This is a genomic window from Aeromonas sp. OTU364 (assembly GCF_038440395.1).
Classification (GTDB): Bacteria; Pseudomonadota; Gammaproteobacteria; order Enterobacterales; family Aeromonadaceae; genus Aeromonas.
This window is the reverse complement of the sequence record NZ_JASATR010000023.1, coordinates 38,280-56,789: the sequence shown is the minus strand read 5'-3', so window position 1 is coordinate 56,789 and position 18,510 is coordinate 38,280. Positions and strand designations below refer to the sequence as shown.

Genomic DNA, 18,510 nt, shown 5'->3' with positions numbered 1-18,510 from the left:
GGAACGGACATGGCACAACATACATTTCTGGTAGAGATCGGCACTGCTGAGCTGCCGCCCAAAGCCCTGCGCTCCCTGGCCGAAGCCTTTGCCGACAACCTCAAAAGCGAACTGACCAAGGCCGATCTGGCCTTCGGCGACGTCGAGTGGTTTGCCTCCCCGCGCCGTCTGGCGCTGAAAGTGAGCGAGCTGGCCAGCGATCAGCCGAGCAAGAGCGTCGAGAAGCGCGGCCCGGCCGTGTCCCAGGCGTTCGATGCCGATGGCAAGCCGACCAAGGCCGCCGAAGGCTGGGCCCGTGGCAACGGCATCACGGTCGAGCAGGCCGAGCGTCTGGTCACCGACAAGGGCGAGTGGCTGGTTCACACCGCCAAGGTCGAAGGCCGTCCTGCCAAAGATCTGCTGGGCGAGCTGGTTAGCCAGGCACTGGCCAAGCTGCCCATCCCCAAGATGATGCGCTGGGGCGACAAGACCATCCAGTTCGTGCGTCCGGTCTTCACCGTGACCCTGCTGCTGGATGGGGATCTGGTTCCCGCCCACATTCTGGGTATCGACTCTGCCCGCACCATCCGCGGTCACCGCTTTATGGGCGAGAGCGAGTTCACCATCGACAACGCCAGCCAGTACCCGCAGATCCTGCAGGAGCGCGGCATGGTGATTGCCGATTTCATGGCCCGCAAGGCCAAGATCAAGGCTGACGCCGAAGCGGCCGCTGCCGCCTTCGGTGGCGTGGCCGATCTGGACGACGCCCTGCTGGAAGAGGTCACCGCCCTGGTCGAGTGGCCTGTGGTGCTGACCGCCAACTTTGAAGAGAAGTTCCTGGCCGTTCCGGCTGAAGCGCTGGTGCACACCATGAAGGGTGACCAGAAGTACTTCCCGGTCTACGACAAGAACGGCAAGCTGCTGCCGAAGTTCATCTTCGTCACCAACATCGAGTCCAAGGACCCGAGCCAGATCATCAGCGGCAACGAGAAGGTGGTGCGCCCTCGTCTCTCTGACGCCGAGTTCTTCTTCAAGACCGACCTCAAGCAGACCCTGGCCTCCCGCCTGCCGCGCCTCGAAACCGTGCTGTTCCAGCAACAGCTGGGCACCGTCAAGGCCAAGGTCGAGCGCATCGAGACCGTCGCCGGCTTTATCGCCGAACGTATCGGTGCCAACGTGGCTCAGGCCAAGCGTGCCGGTCTGCTCTCCAAGTGTGATCTGATGACCAACATGGTCGGCGAGTTCGCCAGCACCCAGGGTGTCATGGGGATGCACTACGCCCGTCACGACGGCGAAGACGAAGTGGTGGCCGTGGCCCTCAACGAGCAGTACATGCCGCGCTTCGCCGGTGATGCCCTGCCGTCCGCTCTGGAAGCCTGCGCCGTGGCGCTGGCCGACAAGCTCGACACCCTGGCCGGTATCTTCGGCATCGGCATGCTGCCCAAAGGCGACAAGGATCCATTCGCCCTGCGTCGCGCCGCCATCGGTGCCCTGCGCATCATGACCGAGAAGCAGCTGGATCTGGATCTGGTTGAACTGGTTGAAGAAGCGGTACGCGTCTACGGCGACAAGCTGACCAACAACACCGTCGTCACCGACGTGGTCGACTTTATGCTGGGGCGCTTCCGCGCCGCCTATCAGGACGAAGGCATAGGTGCCGATGTGGTGCTGGCCGTGCTGGCCCGCCGCCCGACCCGTCCGCTCGACTTCGATCGCCGCGTCAAGGCCGTCAGCCACTTCCGCAGCCTGGATGCCGCCCTGGCCCTGGCTGCCGCCAACAAGCGCGTGAGCAACATCCTGGCCAAGGTCGAAGGCGAACTGCCGACTGCCGTCAAACCGGAACTGCTGGTCGATGCCGCCGAGAAGGCGCTGGCCACCCAGGTTGCCGAACTGCAAGCCGAACTGGCCCCGCTGTTCGCTGCCGGTGACTATCAGGCTGCCCTCACCCGTCTGGCCGCCCTGCGCGAGCCGGTCGATACCTTCTTCAACGAAGTGATGGTGATGGCCGACGACGAGGCCCTCAAGGCCAACCGTCTGGCGCTGCTGAACAACCTGCGCAACCTGTTCCTGCAAGTAGCGGATATTTCACTGCTGCAGTGATGTTGGTTGAGTTAGTGATATTAAAAACGGCGCCGTTAAGGCGCCGTTTTTATTGAGTCCTTACAAATACATTTAACATTCACTAATAAAAAAGCGGTTTAATGGTGAAGAAATAATTAATAGATCTACCTAATTGGTCCTCCAATGTGATGTAGATTGCCAGTTAGTTGGTCTGAGTTGGTGTCTCCATGACAACTTCCATTGACTGGCTTTTCATCACTCTTAGGGGAATGAAATTCATAACGAATCGTTTGAAACATCCAAGGTCAATATAATCTCTAAGGGCTTTTGTAAACTCTTGTATCTCAGAAAACTTATTTTTAAGGTGCCTATCATATTCGAGCCTTAGCCCTGTTAATTCCCACTCCTGCTCACCTTGGGAGGCTTTTCTAATCTCTATATCTAGCCTGGCTCTTTGTTCTAGCATTGACGCAAGTTGCGCATGATGCGAGTTCAATGCAGTGGTTTGCATTCGGATTAAAAAAAGCTCTGTAGGTCTAAATTTTGCTGGTGTATAAAGTAACGTATTTTCGTAATCTTGAAGCAAAGCAAGACCATTCAATGTGAATTTCCCCCGAGAAGATAACCCATCAATTTCATTATTTAGAACACCTATATTAACTTGACATCGCATTATATTAGATTCAGTTAGATGATGGATTTGCATTCTAGTCGATTTGTTATAGCTTAATTTATTAAAAAATCCCGAGAGAAGCGATACAAATATCGTAAGTATTGCTCCGACCAACGCACCTAATAAAGCAGCAAAGATCGTGAGGTATAAGTTTGATGTTTTTAATTGCTCTGATAACTCAACAAAGAACTGCCTTATAAATTCTACAATATCCATAATTACTACTCACATCCCTGAATAGATTTAATAAAAACACATTAACACAATTAAAAAATGTGACACCCACCAATTTTTCTCTCATCCGAGCAGCCCGTAGGTTCGATTAGCCGTCAGGCGTAATCGGACGTCGCGTAAATCTATTCTCCCGCTATCACGGCCACCCGAATTTCTCCCTCAAAAAGCTGGGAAAAAAGCTGGGACAAAAAGCTGGGACACCCACCTCATCCCAGCAGATGATGGATTCTCCCGCCATAATGGCCAGCCGAATTTCCCCCTCCGGCTGGCCAACCCTGACTCGCGGCAATAGCCGGGACAAATGCACCTCGATCGTCCGATTACGCTGCGCTAATCGAACCTACAGATCCTTTGTCAACGCGGCAATAACCTGCTCCACACTCTGGGTGACCGACAGGATGGCGCTATCCAGTACCAGACGCTCACTCTCCCAGGGCTGATAGTCGCGGTTGACACCGCCTGCCAATCCGGCAACGCCAGCCCCTCGATATCCACGGTCCTGTTCTCGACCCGCTCGCTGTGCAGCTTCGGATTGGAGCAGACGACCTCGACATCGAGACAAGGCACCCCGACCGAGAGGGCAACGTCGTGGTAAGCATCTCGGGTGAGCTGTATGGGGTTAACGGAATCCGTGATGACGGTCGAGCCAAGTGTCAGGTTCTCTCTGGCCAGCTCATAGGCGACAAAATAACCGGCGGGCCCCATCTCTTCACCCGTCCGTTCAGCGGCGCGAATGGCCTGCTCTATGGTATCAATACGCAGATAGACGGCGCCCAGTCGCTTGGCCAAGGCTCGCGCTATGGTGCTTTTTCCGCTGCGCGGCGCCCCACCGAGTGACCCCTGCCGCGTTCGGGTATGGGCATGGGAAGCTGCCGCTGTTAGGGTATGACCATCAATTAATCGACGACCGAGGCGCTATGCAACGCAAGACTCTGGCTATGTTGCTGGCCACCCATCTGCTGGTGGGAGCGGCCGGCTTTGCCGTCGGCATCTATACCCTGCCGATCCTGATAGCGCCTGCCGCACCGAGCAGTGAACAGGTGACAGCCAGTCAGCAACAGGCAAAAGCTGGGACACCCATCTCATCCCAGCAGATGATGGATTCTCCCGCCATAATGGCCAGCCGAATTCCCCCCTCCGGCTGACCAACCCTGACTCGCGGCAATAGCCGGGACAAATGCACCTCGATCGTCCGATTACGCTGCGCTAATCGAACCTACAGATCCTTTGTCAACGCGGCAATAACCTGCTCCACGCTCTGGGTGACCGACAGGATGGCGCTATCCAGTATCAGGCGCTCCCTGTCACAGGGTTCATAATCGCGTGTGATCACCGCCTGCCAATCCGGCAACGCCAGCCCCTCGATATCCACCGTCCGGTTTTCGACCCGTTCGCGGCGCAGCTTCGGATTGGAGCAGACGACCTCGACATCGAGACAGGGCACCCCGACCGAGAGGGCGATGGCGTGGTAAGCATCCCGGGTGAGCTGTATGGGGTTAACGGAATCCGTGATGACGGTCGAGCCGAGTGTCAGGTTTTCTCTGGCCAGCCCATAGGCGACGACATAACCGGCAGGCCCCATCTCGTTATCCGCCTGCTCAGCGGCACGAATGGCCTGCTCTATGGTATCAATGCGCAGATGGACGGCGCCCAATCGCTTGGCCAGGGCTCGCGCTATGGTGCTTTTTCCGCTGCCCGGCGCCCCACCGAGTGACCCCTGCGGCGTTCGGGTATGGGCATGGGAAGCTGCCGCTGTTAGGGTATGACCATCAATTAATCGACGACCGAGGCGTTATGCAACGCAAGACTCTGGCTCTGTTGCTGGCCACCCATCTGCTGGCGGGAGCGGCCGGCTTTGCCACCGGCATCTATCTGCTGCCCATCCTGATAGCGCCTGCCGCACCGAGCAGTGAACAGGTGACAGCCAGTCAGCAACAGGCGACCTTTAACGGCACCTTTCGCCGGGATCTGAAAGACAGCGATCGGCTGCACTGGGGGGAAGGCAAGGTGAGCATAGGACCGGACGCCATCAGCCTGATGGGCAAGCTGGCGCCGGGCCCCGATTACCAGCTCTATCTGTCGCCCGCCTTCGTCGAGACCGAGGCGGACTTCGCCCGCCTGAAGCCGCAGATGGTGCATGTCGGGTCGGTGAAGACCTTCGACAACTTTATCGTGCCGCTCCCCGCCGGAGTCGACCCGGCCCGTTACGACACCGTGATTGTCTGGTGTGAAACCTTCGGACAGTTCATCACCTCGGCCCGTTATCGGGAATGAGAGCCCGCCACCAAGCGCGTCTCACAGGCATACCGCCAACGAGCCCAATACAGAAGGCGCCCGACGGGCGCCTTCTGATGATCGGCAGCGACACCACCGACCTGTTGCACAGAATGTCTTACTCCACTGGCGCCATCAGGTGCTGATAAGGGGTGCCAGACCACATGATGTAGGGGGCCGAGGTATCTGGATCTGCACCCTTCGGATACATGTCGTAGAAGGCATCATCCGCCCCGACGATCATCACGTGGGGCCCGGTCTGCAACCAGTTGTTGCTGGTGGTGGGCTGGGTCGCGTAGGGGTCGGTGTTGCTGGCATCGGTGCCGCCCTTAAGCATGTACATGAAGCCGATCTTGCCCTTGGGCGGCATCTCGTGGCTGATCCAGGCATGGGCCCAGGCCATCGCCGCCGCGTCCATGCACATGGGATCCGGCCCCGGCGTGGCCGGGTTGTCTGGCATGCAGGTGAAGCCATTGCCGCCCTCGCGCAGGGTGCGCATCTTGCCGTCCGCCCCCATGGCCACTATGGTGGCGCCGGCTCCGACCTTGACGGGGGCAGCCGCCATGGCACTGGCGATCATTGCCTCGTCTGTCATGGCTGGCATACCGGCCTTCTCTTCGGCCTGAACCGGCGTGGTCATGGTGATGGCCGCGAGCACGCCCAGGGCCAATAGGTGTTTGCACATAACATCTCTCTCCCAATTGGGTGAATACGATGCAAAACAGGATCACGCACGGCCTGACTACCATGGCGGCCGTGCTGCCGGGCGCAGCTGTCTGGTGGATGGACGGGGTGATCGAAAGCTGGCAGCCGGAGACAGTGACTCGCGGGCGCCATCTGTCTGACTATAGCCCCTCCAGGTCCCTGAGCCGGGCGGCACAAAAACAAGGCGCCACCCGGGCGCCTTGTCGATAGAGAGTCGGAAGCCTCAAAAACCTGCAAAACAAAAGCTGGGACAAAAGCTGGGACACCCACCTTTTTGACAACTAGTAAAAGCTAGGACACCCACCTTTTTGACAACGACATAGCCAAAAGCTGGGACACCCACCTTTTGACAACGACATAGCTGGCTGCTTGGCTTGATGCATCACTGCCGAGGAGGTTTCCATGACCATCGCCCGTTCACGCCAGATCAGCCTCGCCGATACGCCCTACTACCACGTGGTGAGCCGCTGTGTCCGGCGTGCCTTTCTCTGCGGCCAGGATGATCACTCAGGCCAAAGCTACGAGCACAGGCGCCAATGGGTTGCCGACAAGCTGGGCCAGCTGTCGCAGGTCTTTGCCATCGGCATCTGCGCCTATGCCGTGATGAGCAATCACTATCACCTGGTACTCAAGGTACAGGCCAACATGGCCCATGAATGGAGTGAACATGAGGTGGCTGAACGCTGGTCACGCCTGTTTCAATGGCCCTTGCTGGTGCGGCGATGGTATCAGGGGGAGGAACTGATAGCACCCGAGCTGGACGTCGTGCACCAGCTGATCGCCCAGTGGCGTGAGCGTCTCCATTCCATCAGCTGGCTGGTGCGTTTGCTGAACGAGTCGCTGGCCCGCCAGGCCAATCAGGAAGATGGCTGCAAGGGCCACTTCTGGGAGGGGCGCTTCAAAAGCCAGGCCCTGCTCACCGAGTCGGCACTGCTGGCCTGCATGACCTATGTCGACCTCAATCCTATTCGGGCTGGCATCGCAACCACTCTGGAGGGGAGCGACTTTACCAGCGTCCAGCAACGTATCGAGCAAACCGCTGAGCTAGCCACAAAGCTCCCCTTGCTGCTGCCCTTTGCAAGAGAAGGTAAGCCAGAGGCACTCCTCTGCTATTTTTCCGATTATCTGGCGCTGGTGGATTGGACAGGACGAGCCATTCGCCTCGATAAGCATGGCCATATCCCGCATCATCTCGCACCTGTACTCCAGCGCCTGGGCATAGAAGAGGGACAATGGTTGGGGCAAGTCACCCTGTTTCGGCGTCACGGTATCCGGGCGATTGGTGACAAGCTTTGCTGCCAGCGCTACGCGGTCCATTGTGGCCAGACGCGATGTTACCAACCCAACCCTTGATATCTTAAAAACTCGCGACTTCACTACCAATCAATCGATGACAGCGGCCCTCGTTGGCGTTGCACGGGCCCTGATTGCCCACTGGCAGCCACTGACGCTCGTTCAAGCTCACAGCTAGCACTACCGCCACCGTTTCATACCTTCGAATCAGTCTGCACATGAGCGGAGCTTTCAAGTTATCCGCCATTTCCCATCAGGTGGGTGTCCCAATTCATTCAATTCATTTCCTCCCAATTCAGGGAGGAGCAGATGCCAATCTTCCGCTGTCTTTCGGTGGGGTTTTGCCTTGGAGGTAATGGATTGGATGGCAAAGGAATATGGCTTTCTGCGTCGTCATTCAGCCCCGGTTAATATCTTCAGGCCAGGGGTCTATATAATGTTGAAATATCTGCCATTGGATTGGCCGGAATAGCTGACGGGCAATTGACAGATCAATATATTGGCTGCATTTCAATATGCATCACTGCAAAGGGCATTTTCATGAAACGTCACCTTATCCTTCTTGGCGCCATTCTGGTACTGAGCGCTTGCTCTTCCACTCCCAGCAGTGAATATACGAAAGCGGGTGCCTCTGAAGCCCAGAGAACAGATGCCTTATCCGAGTGCCAATATCAGGTCAAACTCAACAAGATCGAGGACGAAGAGCAGGCCGAGCTGATCAACCTGTGCATGCAAGGCAAAGGCTTCCGTCTGACCCCGGTGGAATAACCCACCATGACCGCCTGAAGCAATATCTGTCCAAAATCAAAAGCCCCGCATGATGACCATGCCTGGGCTTTCTATCCTGCGGCGGCAATGAAAAATCCGTTATCAATCAAGCTACAGCCGAGATCCCGACTCTCACCTCGCCGTTGCCTCCCCGGCAGGCCATGACTCCTCACAGCACGACGCCGAGCTGCCGTTGCAACTGCCGTTGCCCCTTGAGGGTCAGGGTCAGCTCACGGCTATCAAGCCCGCGCACCAGCCACCCCTTGTCCAGCATATGATTGAGCAGGCGGGCACCCAGCTGGCCGCCAAGATGCATGCGTCGCTCGCTCCAGTCGAGACAGTGGCAGGCGAAGGGGCGCTTGCCGGTCGCCACGCAGTCGATGCCAAGCTGAGCCAGATGCTGCTCCCCCTGCGGGGTCAGTCCATAGCCTTCCACTTCCAGCCAGCCTTGGCTCATCAGGCCGTCATGGAGCCTTACCCCCAGCTCCCCCGCCAGATGGTCATAACAGCTACGGGCAAAGCGCAGCCGCTCCGGGGTCTTGCTCCTGAGCGCCCCCGTGCCCATGTCCACCAGCCCCATCAGCTGTTCCACCACCAGCGCCACGTCATGGCTCGCGATGCGGTAGTAGCGATGCTTGCCCTGCCTGACACAGGCCGTCAGCCCCTGCTGCTGGAGCCGGGCCAGGTGACTGCTGGCGGTTGACGCCGACACCTCGGCCACCAGACTCAGCTCGGTGGCCGTCCAGGCGCGCCCATCCATCAGGGCGCACAGCATGCGGGCACGGCTGCCATCGGCGATGGCGGCCGCCACCTGTGCCAGACCTTGTTCCAGGCTCTCCTGCTTGCTCATCTCGCTACTCTCTGCTTGCCCCTGTCAATGCCACTCTGCCGTGACCCTGCGGGCCTTGTCGATGTCGTCGGTGACCAGGATCAGCTGGTTGGCATGGTCGCTGTACAGGGTGATGATGTTGACCGAGGCCTCCCCCAGGGCGCTGCAGATGGCCCCCAGCTGCCCCGGCACCTCCTGCTTGAGGCGGCGTACCAGCACCTCGCGCACCGCCACCACCTCCAGCCCCCCTTGTTCGGCGGCCCGGGCCGCAGCGGCACCATCCTCCACCAGAAAGTGGGCATGGCCTGCGCCCCCCAGGGTGAACATGCCGCCCCCTTCCAGACTGACACCGGCCCGCCCCATCAAGCTCCCGAACAACCCCAGTGTGCCCGGGTTATCGGGCAGCATCACGTGAATATCGTACATCCCAGACTCTCCTTGGTGACAAGAGACTCCAGAGTAGTGGCATAGCCCGGGCAATGCTTCGATGGCGGGCGAAGTGTCGGCCCTCAGCTGCTCATACTAGTCACGGCAAAACGGCGCCCGAAGGCGCCGCTTTTTCTACATAGGATCGCAAGGAATGCCGATCAGCCGGTATAGACAGGCAGTAGCCCCGCCATGTTGAGCAGATGGAAGGCGGCGGTCAGCACCCCGAACAGGATCACCAGCCCTATCATCAGGATACCGCCGGGGGCGCGAAAGCCCGCGCTGCCATCAGGCGCCGCCTTGCGCACCTTCCAGGCCAGCAGCGGCGGTATGATGCAGGTCCACAGGGTGGCCACGGCGCCCGCATAGCCGATGGCCACCAGGAAGCCGAACGGGAACAGCAGGGAGAGCACCAGAGGCGGCAGGAAGGTAACGCCCCAGGACTTGGCACGACCGGCGCGGCTGTTGTCGAACTTGAACAGATCCGCCAGATAGTCGAACACCCCCAGCCCCACCCCGATGAAGGAGGAGAGAATGGCCGCCATGGAGAAGGCGTTGAGGGCATTGGCCACCGCCCTGGATTCGATCACCGAACCGAGCGCCTTGAGCAGAGCATCCACGTTGCCCCCTTGTTCGATCACCGGGCCGAACTCGCTGCGGGGCAGGTTGCCGAACACGCTCACCAGCCAGATGAGGTAGAAGGTCAGCGCGATGACGGTGCCCCCCATGATGGCGCGGCTGGCGCGGCGCTCCTCGCCGTAGTAGGCCCGCATGGACGACACCGAGTGGTGATAGCCGAAGGAGGTGAGCGCCACCGGCAGCATCACCAGGGCATAGGGGGCGTAGTGGGTCTCGCTGCCGACCCGGTCGAGCAGCAGGTCGAGGCGAACGTTCATCGACAGGCCAGAGATGCCGAAGGCAAAGCTCAGCCCCATCAGGATCACCAGCAGCACTGAGATGCGGTCCACCGCCCGGGTGGAGTGCCACACCAGCAGGGAGAAGAGCAGGGTAAAGAGGATGGAGCCCAGCTGGCTGCCCATCCCCGTCATGCCATCTATGATGAGACCGGCCGAGGTGATGTAGGCGTAGAGCAGGATACCGCCGACGAAGTAGACGCTCAGGTTGTTGAGGGCGTTGACCTTCTCCCCCAGCAGATCCCGGGTCACGGTATCGAAGGAGACGCGCAGAGGATAACCCCGATAGGATTCCAGCAGCATCCAGCCGGAAACCGTCATCACCACCATGGTCAGCGCCACCGCGAGCATGGACCAGAGGCTCCAGGCGCCCGCGCCCGCACTCGGCAGTCCCAACATGCCGGCTCCCACACAGACGCCGGCAATGATGCATGCCCCGCCCACCAACGATGGTTTCTGTTCCATTACTCCCCCAAACGGATTGTTGACTGGTCACGGCGCGCCGCCGTGCTTCTCCTGCGTTCGCCAGTGCTGGCGCCGGGGGACTTTACCCTGCATGCCTTCGGGTATCAAATCCGGAGGGAAAATGGGGGGAAACAGGGGGTGATATCCGGCCGTTGCCATCTGTTCGGGGCGGTTCAGACGCCAGACACCACACGGGGCGCCCGCAGGCGCCCCGTGTCGGCTCGCCGGAAGGTTGAGGTCATCCGGTATAGATGGGCAGCATGCCCGCCATGGCCATCAGGTGGAAGACGGCCGTCAGCACCCCGAAGACGATGACGGCCACCACCATGGGCTGACCGCCGGGGGCCTTGAAGCCGCCCCCCTGTGGCGCCAGCTCCCGGGACTTCTTCGCCAGCAGGGCGGGGATGATGCAGGCCCAGACGGTCGCCGCCGCCCCGGCATAGCCGATGGCCACCACGAAGCCGAACGGGAACAACAAGGAGAGCAGCAGGGGCGGCAGGAAGGTGACGCCCCAGGACTTGGCGCGGCCCTGACGGCTGTTGTCGAACTTGAACAGATCCGCCAGATAGTCGAACACCCCCAGGCCCACCCCGATGAAGGAGGAGAGGATGGCCGCCATGGAGAAGAGGTTGATGGCGTTGGATACCCGCTTCGACTCGATCACCGAGGCCAGCGCACCGAGCAGCACATCGACGTCGCCCCCCTTGGCGATGATGGGGCCGAAGGCATTGCGAGGCAGGTTGCCGAAGATGCTGAGCAGCCACAGCAGGTAGAGCGCCAGGGCGATCAGGGTGCCCCCCAGGATCGCCTGCTTCGCCTTCTGCTCCTCGCCGTAATAGGCCCGCATCGACGCCACCGAGTGGTGGTAGCCGAAGGAGGTGAGCGCCACCGGCAGCATGGCCAGGGCATAGGGGGCCTGACCCAGCTCCTCGCTGAGGGAGTGGAACAGCATGGTCGCGTCTATGTTGGCGGCAAGGCCCGACACCCCGAACACGAAGCTCAGCACCATAAAGGCGATCAGCACCACAGAGATGCGATCCACCGCCCGGGTCGAATGCCAGACGAAGCAGGAGAAGACCAGCACGAACAGCACGGAGGCCAGCTGGCTGTTGATGCCGAGCAGGCCGCTCAGGATCAGACCGGAGGAGGTGATATAGGCATAGAGCAGGATGCCGCCCACGAAATAGACGGTCAGGTTGTTGAAGACATTGATCTTGTGACCGAGCAGATCCTTGGTCACCGAATTGAAGGAGGCGGTCAATTCATAGGGTTTGAAGGCTTCCAGCAACATCCAGCCGGAGACCGTCATGACGATCATGGTGAGAATAATGGCGAGCGAGGACCAGCTGGTCCAGGCGCCCGCCCCCGCACTCGGCAACCCCAGCATGCCGGCGCCGACACAGACGCTGGCAATGATGCAGGCCCCTCCCGTCACGGATGGTTTCGATGTCATGTGTTGTCACTCCCGAAATTTCACAGAGCTGTGAAAAAAATGGGGCACCTGATTAAGTGCCCCTGACTCGTTATGCTTCTATTAATTTGTCACTCTTCTTGCTGACCACCTGGCCCTGAGGCTCGACCTCCTTCAATCTGGCGGTGAAGTGGCGCAGCACCGCCGGCTCATAGATGAAGTCCAGACCCTTCACGTTCCTGGCATTCTTCTTCACCTCGCCGAAGGCCTCGATGACAAAGTCCATGTGGGTCTGGGTATAGGTGGCGCGCGGTATGGTGAGGCGCAGCAGCTCCGCCGGGCAGGGGTGCTGCTTGCCGGTAGCGGGGTCGCGCCCCAGCAGCAATGAGCCTATCTCCACCGCGCGGATGCCCGCCACCTTGTAGAGCTCGCACGCCAGGGCGTGGGCCGGGAACTGATCCGCCGGGATGTGGGGCAGCAGCTTGCCCGCATCCACGAAGGCCGCGTGACCACCCGCCTGCTGGCACACCACGCCGATGGCCTCGAGGCCGTCCACCAGGTACTGCACCTGGCCGATGCGATAGGCCAGCCAGTCCTGGCGCATGCCGTCCCGCAAGCCCACCGCGAGGCGCTCCATGGCGCCCCCTTCCAGACCGCCATAGGTCGGGAAGCCCTCCTGCACCACGCACAGGGTGCGGCACTCGGTGTAGACGTCCAGCATGCCGTCGTCCTTGAAGCAGAGCAGGCCTCCCATCTGCACCATGGCATCCTTCTTCGCCGACATGGCGAGGCCGTCCGCGTACTTGTAGGACTCCTTGGTGATCTCTTCTATTGACCAGTTCGCGTAGCCGGGCTCCCGCTGCTGAATGAAGTAGGCATTCTCGGCGAAGCGGGCGGAGTCCATGATGACGGGGATGTCGTACTTTTTGGCGATCTCGTAGACCGCCTTCAGGTTGGCAATGGAGACCGGCTGCCCCCCGGCGGAGTTGCAGGTGATGGTGCTGACGATGTAGGGCACGTTGGCGGGGCCCGCCTCCAGGATGGCCTCCTCCAGCTTCACCAGATCGAAGTTGCCCTTGAAGTCGGCGGTGACAGAGGTATCGAACGCCTCCCTGGTGTAGACGTTCTTCGCCACGCAGCAGTTGATCTGGGTGTGGCCCTGGGTGGTGTCGAAGAAGTAGTTGGAGAGCGCCACCATCTTCTTGCGATCCAGCCCCTTCTTCTGCTCCCGCTTCTTGATCAGCACAGGGATGTAGATCTGCTCGGCGCCGCGCCCCTGGTGGGTGGGGATGGTGAGTGAATAGCCGAAGATCTCCTGCACCGCCTGCTGCAGGGCGTAGTAGCTGCGGCTGCCGCTGTAGGCCTCGTCACCGCGCAGCATGGCGGCCTGCATGTCCTGGGTGATGGCGCCGGTGCCGCTGTCGGTCAGCAGATCGATGAAGACATCTTCGCTGTCCAGCAGGAAGGGGTTCATGCCGGCGCGGACGATGGCCTCCTCCCGGTAGGCGCGGGTGGTGCGCTTGACCGGCTCGATGACACGAATACGGAAGGGTTCGGGCAGATGCTTGAAGTTTTCCATAATATAAACACCCCAGATTTAAATATTCAGAATGTGTCTCTTCCCCCGCCGAAAATAGAATATCCGGCAGGTGGGGAATATTGAGAATGGGTGCACAACATCGCCTCACCGGAATAAACAGGCGAAGACGGGTGCAGCTATTTCAGTTCAGGAATGGAGGCGGGCTAGTGGCATGGCAGGCATGCCGCGCCGCCGCGGGGAATTACAGCGGGAAGAAGAACGCGATTTTATGGTCCAGGGTAAACCACTTGGGATAGCTGACCTTGATATTCATGTTGTTGCTCATCTGGTTGGAATTAACAACGCCAATTAACAGGGTCCATTATGGTGGGCCCTTGCATATGATCAATTCCAATATGAGCAAAGTGGGATGGCGCTAACAATTTGCCGGGGGAAATTTATACAGGTCGCCGTCGCAACGGGGTGGACACTGTCCCACCCCGACGCACACGGCGACTCAATGGCTCAACCAGGGCAGCCGTTGCAGCAACTCGTAGCGATCCGCCAGCGGTGTCTGGCTGACCCAGACCTCCAGCAGGCCGTAAGAGAGCAGCGGCAACACCAGCAGCAACAGGCAGAGCAGCCCCAGCAACTGGCGGGGGGCGAGCCGGCGCCCCTGCGTGCCCAGGTGCAGCGCATCTGCCCGCTTGGGGCAGGCGGCCACGCAGCTCAGGCAGCTGGTGCACTCGAGACTGCGCACCGCGATGAGCTGGTGCACCTGAATACGCGACGGGCAGGCCCGGCTGCACTTGTCGCAGTCGTGGCCCGCACTTCGCAGGCAACGGGCCGGGTCACGGCGAATGCGCCATGGGGTCAGCAGGCCGAGCAGGGCCAGCCAGGCGCCATAGGGACAGAGGTAGCGGCAGAACCCTTGCCGGAAGGTGGCGGTGAGCAGCAGCACCCAGCCAAGGCACAGACCCGAGATCAGGGTCAGGTTGAAGAAGAAGGCCCCCATCTTCATGTCCGCCGCCTGATGGTAGGGGCTGGCGAGGTAGCCGGGCAGGGCGGCGGCGGGCACCGCCAGCAAGATGATGAAGAGCAAGAAGCCGAGCACCACAAACTTCTGGCCGCGCAACATGACATCGAGCCAGCGGGGCGGCGTCCACTCCCCCGCTATCCACCGGCTGCGCAGGCCGTGCAGCCACTCACCCACCAGCCCGAGCGGGCAGAACCAGGCACAGAACGCCCGCCCCAGCAGCAGGGCCGACAGCGAGAGCACCAGCACGGTGACGGTGGCCGCCGGATGGTGCGGATCCACCAGCCCCTGCCCGAGCCAGGCCCGCAGCCCGAGGCCGCCTGCGATGGGCAGGAAGCCGTCCACCACGTCAGGACGCACCAGCCAGGGGGGTATCCCCTGCCCCAGCTGCCAGATGTGCAGGCCATACTGCACCGTCACCAGCCCCCAGCAGAGCAGCAGCAAGTGCCGCGTGCGGGCCCGCAGCCACTGGCTGTCGAGCGCCTCAAGGGCGGGCAGCGGCCGCCGCTGGTGCCAGAGGGCAAGCGCCCCGGCCACCAGCCCCAAGCCGAGCCAGAGCAGGCTGTCTGCCGCCAGCAACCAGAGCATGAGCAGCAGGCCGAGGGCGAGGCGCCACTGCCAGCCCGATCGCGCCTGCCACGCCAGCAGCACCAGATAGGCCAGGCCGGCGGCCATGGTCATCGCTTCGATCAGGCTCATGCATCTCCCTCATAGCACTCATGCGGATATGGGGGCAGGATAACGAACATCTGAGTTGATTATTTTGATCTGCATGGGCAGAGGGGGACATTGGCGCCCAATGCCCCTCCCCATGGTTGAACCTTATGCCTTGCGGCTGTTGAACAGCGGCTGGTCGGATTCGGCCTGCTCGGCCCAGAAGTGGATATTGAAGCGGGCATCCTCCGACAGCTCGACCCTGTGCCAGTACTGGGGCGGGCTGGTAGCAAACTCCCCGGCCCGGATCACCAGGCTCAGCTCAGGCTCCTCGGCCTGTTCGTCGGCAAAGCCGTGGTAGGTGACGGTGCCCTCCATCACGCAGAGCTGGCCGAATACCCCGGCCGCGGTGTTGTGGTGGCTGAGCAGGGCCTGGGGCACGTTCTGACGGGTGAAGAAGGGGGTGGAGCGACGCACTACCCAGTGAGACGGTATCGGTTGCATGGCCATATCAGTTCTCCTCGAGTGGCCGGGTCGATCCGGCCAGTGCAATGAAAGGGGTTAACGGGGCAACTGGCGCAGCAGCGGGAAGGCGGCGCTCATCTGATCCCCACCCACCACGAAGCCGCACAGCTCGCCGGCTTGGTCGCAAGCCTCGGCCACCATACCGTGGCTGTTCCAGCGGCACTGCCAGGCGAGATCTTCACCCCGGGTGCGGCCCGCCAATTGCAGCGGGTAGCGCGGCGTCTTCACCTTCACCAGCATGGGCGGCAGGGCCAGCGGGGTCGGCGTGCCGAGCAGGGTGCGCGCCAGCGCATTGGCCCCCAGCACAATGGGTTGCAGGAAGGGGAGCAGCTGACCCTGCCACTGCACACAATCCCCCAGCGCGAAGATATGGGGGTCGCTGGTCTGCAGCCGATCGTCGACCAGGATGCCACGCTCCACGGCCAGCCCGGCCCCGCGGGCCAGGGCCAGATTCGGCCGCAGGCCGATCGCGGCGATCACCAGATCCTGCTCGCTGACGCGCCCGTCACTCAGGGTGACGCGCCAGCCATCGCCCGGCTGGGCATCTATCCTGGCGAGACCTGTCCCGAACTGCAGGCTGACCCCCTGGCTGCGCAGGGCCTGTTGCAGCGGCTGGGTCAGAGTGGCGGGCAGCAGGGCGCTGAGGGGGCTATCGGCCAGATCCAGCAGGGTGACCTCGCGGCCATCGCTCGCCATGTCCATCGCCAGCTCGCAGCCGATGAGGCCGGCCCCCAGCACCAGAATGCGGCGGGCCTGCTGGATTAGCCCCTCGGCGGCGGCGTACTCCTGCTGGCTGTTGAGGGTCACCAGATGTTCGCTGCCCGGCAGCTCGGGGCGTACCGCACTGGCACCGGTGGCCAGCACCAGCTGGCCGTAGGGGAATTCCCCCTGGGCGGTCAGCACCAACCGCCGGGCTGGGTCGATGCCGAGCACCGGGCAGTGGGGCAGCAGCGCAATGCGCTGCTGCTCGGCAAAGTCGCTGCCGCTAAGGCGGGTCATGGCCGCGGCAGGGCAGCCCCTACTCACCACGTGGCTCAAGTCCGGCTTGTTGTACTCGTCGCCGCTGTCGGCCGTGATGAGGCGGATGGGCTGCTCCCCATCCAGCTTGCGCAGGCTCTTGACCAGCTGCTGGGCGGCGAAGCCGCTGCCGATCACCACAATCTCGTCGCTATGGGGGGTGGGGTTCATGGCTGCATTCATACACAGGCCTCCACGGCGCAGGGTTCGAATACCTCCTTGCCGATGCCACAACCCGGGCAGAGGAAGCTGTCAGGTACCTGGGCCCAGGGGGTGCCCGGCGCCACCCCCTGATCCGGCTCGCCCTGGGCCGGGTCGTAGACCCACTGGCAGACGGTGCAGAGCATGGCCTGGTCGTCATCCCATTCGGCGGCAGCCGCTGCGGCTTTCGGCTCAGCAGCGGGCATCAGGGGGGCAGGTGTCACGGTTGTCTGGGTTGTGGTGATCGGGCGGGGCGCGTCCAGCGGATGCAGCGCCCACTGGCGGGCGAGCTGGCGGCCATGCTCGCGGCATTCCGCCAGCGCCGAACCATCCGGGCGCCACTTGGCCTTGAGAGAGATACTGATATCGAAGCCCGCATCCATCAGGCGGGTCTGGATCCGGTCCACCGCGCCACCGGTCCAGCCGTAGCTGCCGAAGGCCGAGGCACGTTTGTTGCGAAAACGCAGGCCGGTGATCTCTTCGAGCATGCCCGCCACCTTGGGCATTATGACGTTGTTCATGGTGGAGGAGCCCACCAGTATCCCCTTGGAGCGGAACACCTGGGTCAGGATCTCGTTCTTGTCGTGGCGGGCCACGTTGTAGATCTTCACCGCCACCCCCGGGTCCACCTCGTGGATGCCCTGGGCGATGGCATCGGCCATCATGCGGGTGTTGTTGGACATGGAGTCGTAAAACAAGGTGATGCGGTCTTCCTGATAGTGGTCGGCCCACTCCAGGTATTTCAGGATGATCTGGGTGGGGTCCTCGCGCCAGACGATGCCGTGAGAGGTGGCCACCATGCTTACCGGCAGGTTGAAGCCGAGCACTTCCTTGATCTTGGCGGTCACCAGCGGGCTGAAGGGGGTGAGGATGTTGGCGTAGTAGCGCTGGCACTGCTCCATCAGCTCGGTCTGATCCACCTCGTCGTTGAACAGGTGCTCGTCGCAGTAGTGCTGCCCGAAGGCGTCGTTGGAGAACAGCACGGCGTCCTCGGTCATATAGGTCATCATGCTGTCGGGCCAGTGCAGCATGGGGGTCTCGATGAATACCAGCTGCTTGCCGTTGCCGATATCCAGGCTGTCACCGGTCTTGACCGGGTGGAAGTTCCACTCCGGGTGATGATGGTGGCCTGTGATGGAGTCGATGGCGTTGTGGGTGCAGTAGATGGGGGTGCCCGGGATGCGGGCCATCAGCTCGGTCAGGGCACCGGCGTGATCCTCCTCGGCGTGGTTGATCACCACATAGTCGATGGAAGCGAGATCGATCTCGGCCGCCAGGTTCTGCACGAACTCCCGGCTGAACTTGTGATCGACGGTGTCGATCAGCACGTTCTTCCCTTCGCGGATGAGATAGCTGTTGTAGCTGGTGCCCTTGTGGGTCTTGTACTCGGTGCCGTGGAAGTCGCGCACCTCCCAGTCCCGTTGGCCGACCCAGTGGATGTTGTTCTTGACGTGAATGCTCATCAGGCAGTTCCTCGAATGCAATAGTGTATGTTCGACTGAACCAGCTATTGCAGCGGACGTGCC

At 61.3% G+C, this 18,510-nt stretch carries 16 protein-coding genes and 3 pseudogenes; 5 read left to right on the top strand and 14 right to left on the bottom strand.

Translation table 11 applies throughout. The features are described from left to right. Positions 1 to 9 precede the first annotated feature (9 nt). Positions 10 to 2,079, top strand: a complete 2,070-nt coding sequence (gene glyS / locus AAHB08_RS18965; RefSeq protein WP_342059772.1) for a glycine--tRNA ligase subunit beta — start codon at positions 10 to 12, stop codon at positions 2,077 to 2,079. Between the two features lie 163 nt (positions 2,080 to 2,242). Here glyS and AAHB08_RS18960 read toward each other — a convergent pair whose 3' ends face one another. Beyond that, entirely contained in the window at positions 2,243 to 2,929 is a 687-nt protein-coding gene (locus AAHB08_RS18960; protein ID WP_342059771.1) for a hypothetical protein, read from the bottom strand. A 358-nt stretch (positions 2,930 to 3,287) separates the two neighbouring features. After that, positions 3,288 to 3,748 (bottom strand): annotated as a pseudogene (locus tag AAHB08_RS18955) (AAA family ATPase). 116 nt (positions 3,749 to 3,864) lie between these two features. Between AAHB08_RS18955 and AAHB08_RS21190 the strand changes: the two are divergent. After that, positions 3,865 to 4,011: pseudogene (locus tag AAHB08_RS21190) on the top strand (DM13 domain-containing protein); the annotation flags it as partial. A gap of 152 nt (positions 4,012 to 4,163) precedes the next feature. Here AAHB08_RS21190 and AAHB08_RS18945 read toward each other — a convergent pair. Further along, a pseudogene (locus tag AAHB08_RS18945) lies at positions 4,164 to 4,652 on the bottom strand (AAA family ATPase); the annotation flags it as partial. Positions 4,653 to 4,741: 89 nt separating this feature from the next. Here AAHB08_RS18945 and AAHB08_RS18940 point away from each other — a divergent pair. Continuing rightward, on the top strand, positions 4,742 to 5,221 hold the full coding sequence (locus tag AAHB08_RS18940) for a DM13 domain-containing protein (protein WP_342059770.1): 480 nt from the start codon (positions 4,742 to 4,744) through the stop codon (positions 5,219 to 5,221). A gap of 118 nt (positions 5,222 to 5,339) precedes the next feature. Here the strand turns inward: AAHB08_RS18940 and AAHB08_RS18935 are convergent, their stop codons facing one another. Further along, the gene (locus AAHB08_RS18935; protein WP_236661812.1) at positions 5,340 to 5,906 is read right to left on the bottom strand and encodes a hypothetical protein; all 567 of its coding nucleotides are present in this window, start codon (positions 5,904 to 5,906) and stop codon (positions 5,340 to 5,342) included. 422 nt (positions 5,907 to 6,328) lie between these two features. On the opposite strand from AAHB08_RS18935, the gene AAHB08_RS18930 reads away from it, so the two are divergent. Next, positions 6,329 to 7,279, top strand: coding sequence for an alpha-amylase family glycosyl hydrolase (locus AAHB08_RS18930; RefSeq protein WP_342059769.1), 951 nt, complete (start codon positions 6,329 to 6,331; stop codon positions 7,277 to 7,279). A 480-nt stretch (positions 7,280 to 7,759) separates the two neighbouring features. Beyond that, the gene (locus AAHB08_RS18925; RefSeq protein ID WP_159392280.1) at positions 7,760 to 7,987 is read left to right on the top strand and encodes a lipoprotein; all 228 of its coding nucleotides are present in this window, start codon (positions 7,760 to 7,762) and stop codon (positions 7,985 to 7,987) included. A 169-nt stretch (positions 7,988 to 8,156) separates the two neighbouring features. On the opposite strand, the gene AAHB08_RS18920 is transcribed toward AAHB08_RS18925, so the two are convergent. The 10 genes from AAHB08_RS18920 to norV form a co-directional block, all read right to left on the bottom strand. Further along, positions 8,157 to 8,837 (bottom strand): ArsR/SmtB family transcription factor, encoded by a 681-nt coding sequence (locus tag AAHB08_RS18920; RefSeq protein ID WP_342059768.1) that lies wholly within the window; start codon positions 8,835 to 8,837, stop codon positions 8,157 to 8,159. Between the two features lie 24 nt (positions 8,838 to 8,861). Next, positions 8,862 to 9,242 (bottom strand): amino acid-binding protein, encoded by a 381-nt coding sequence (locus AAHB08_RS18915; RefSeq protein WP_342059767.1) that lies wholly within the window; start codon positions 9,240 to 9,242, stop codon positions 8,862 to 8,864. A gap of 161 nt (positions 9,243 to 9,403) precedes the next feature. Next, positions 9,404 to 10,621 carry an aromatic amino acid transporter gene (locus tag AAHB08_RS18910; protein WP_139438601.1) on the bottom strand — a complete coding sequence of 406 codons (1,218 nt, stop codon included), beginning with the start codon at positions 10,619 to 10,621 and terminating at the stop codon, positions 9,404 to 9,406. 238 nt (positions 10,622 to 10,859) lie between these two features. After that, on the bottom strand, positions 10,860 to 12,074 hold the full coding sequence (locus tag AAHB08_RS18905; protein WP_342059766.1) for an aromatic amino acid transporter: 1,215 nt from the start codon (positions 12,072 to 12,074) through the stop codon (positions 10,860 to 10,862). Positions 12,075 to 12,144: 70 nt separating this feature from the next. Next, a complete protein-coding gene (gene tnaA / locus AAHB08_RS18900; RefSeq protein WP_342059765.1) occupies positions 12,145 to 13,611 on the bottom strand; it encodes a tryptophanase in 1,467 nt (488 codons plus the stop codon). Positions 13,612 to 13,813: 202 nt separating this feature from the next. Next, on the bottom strand, positions 13,814 to 13,885 hold the full coding sequence (tnaC, locus tag AAHB08_RS21185) for a tryptophanase leader peptide (protein WP_223302601.1): 72 nt from the start codon (positions 13,883 to 13,885) through the stop codon (positions 13,814 to 13,816). A 183-nt stretch (positions 13,886 to 14,068) separates the two neighbouring features. Continuing rightward, positions 14,069 to 15,286: a 4Fe-4S binding protein gene (locus tag AAHB08_RS18895; RefSeq protein WP_342059764.1), complete on the bottom strand. Its 1,218-nt coding sequence runs from the start codon at positions 15,284 to 15,286 to the stop codon at positions 14,069 to 14,071. A gap of 123 nt (positions 15,287 to 15,409) precedes the next feature. Continuing rightward, positions 15,410 to 15,751, bottom strand: coding sequence for a DUF1971 domain-containing protein (locus AAHB08_RS18890; RefSeq protein WP_342059763.1), 342 nt, complete (start codon positions 15,749 to 15,751; stop codon positions 15,410 to 15,412). 51 nt (positions 15,752 to 15,802) lie between these two features. Beyond that, complete coding sequence (gene norW / locus AAHB08_RS18885) at positions 15,803 to 16,954, bottom strand: NADH:flavorubredoxin reductase NorW (protein WP_446699549.1); 1,152 nt, start codon at positions 16,952 to 16,954, stop codon at positions 15,803 to 15,805. 8 nt (positions 16,955 to 16,962) lie between these two features. Then, a complete protein-coding gene (gene norV, locus AAHB08_RS18880; RefSeq protein WP_342059761.1) occupies positions 16,963 to 18,447 on the bottom strand; it encodes an anaerobic nitric oxide reductase flavorubredoxin in 1,485 nt (494 codons plus the stop codon). Positions 18,448 to 18,510 lie beyond the last annotated feature (63 nt).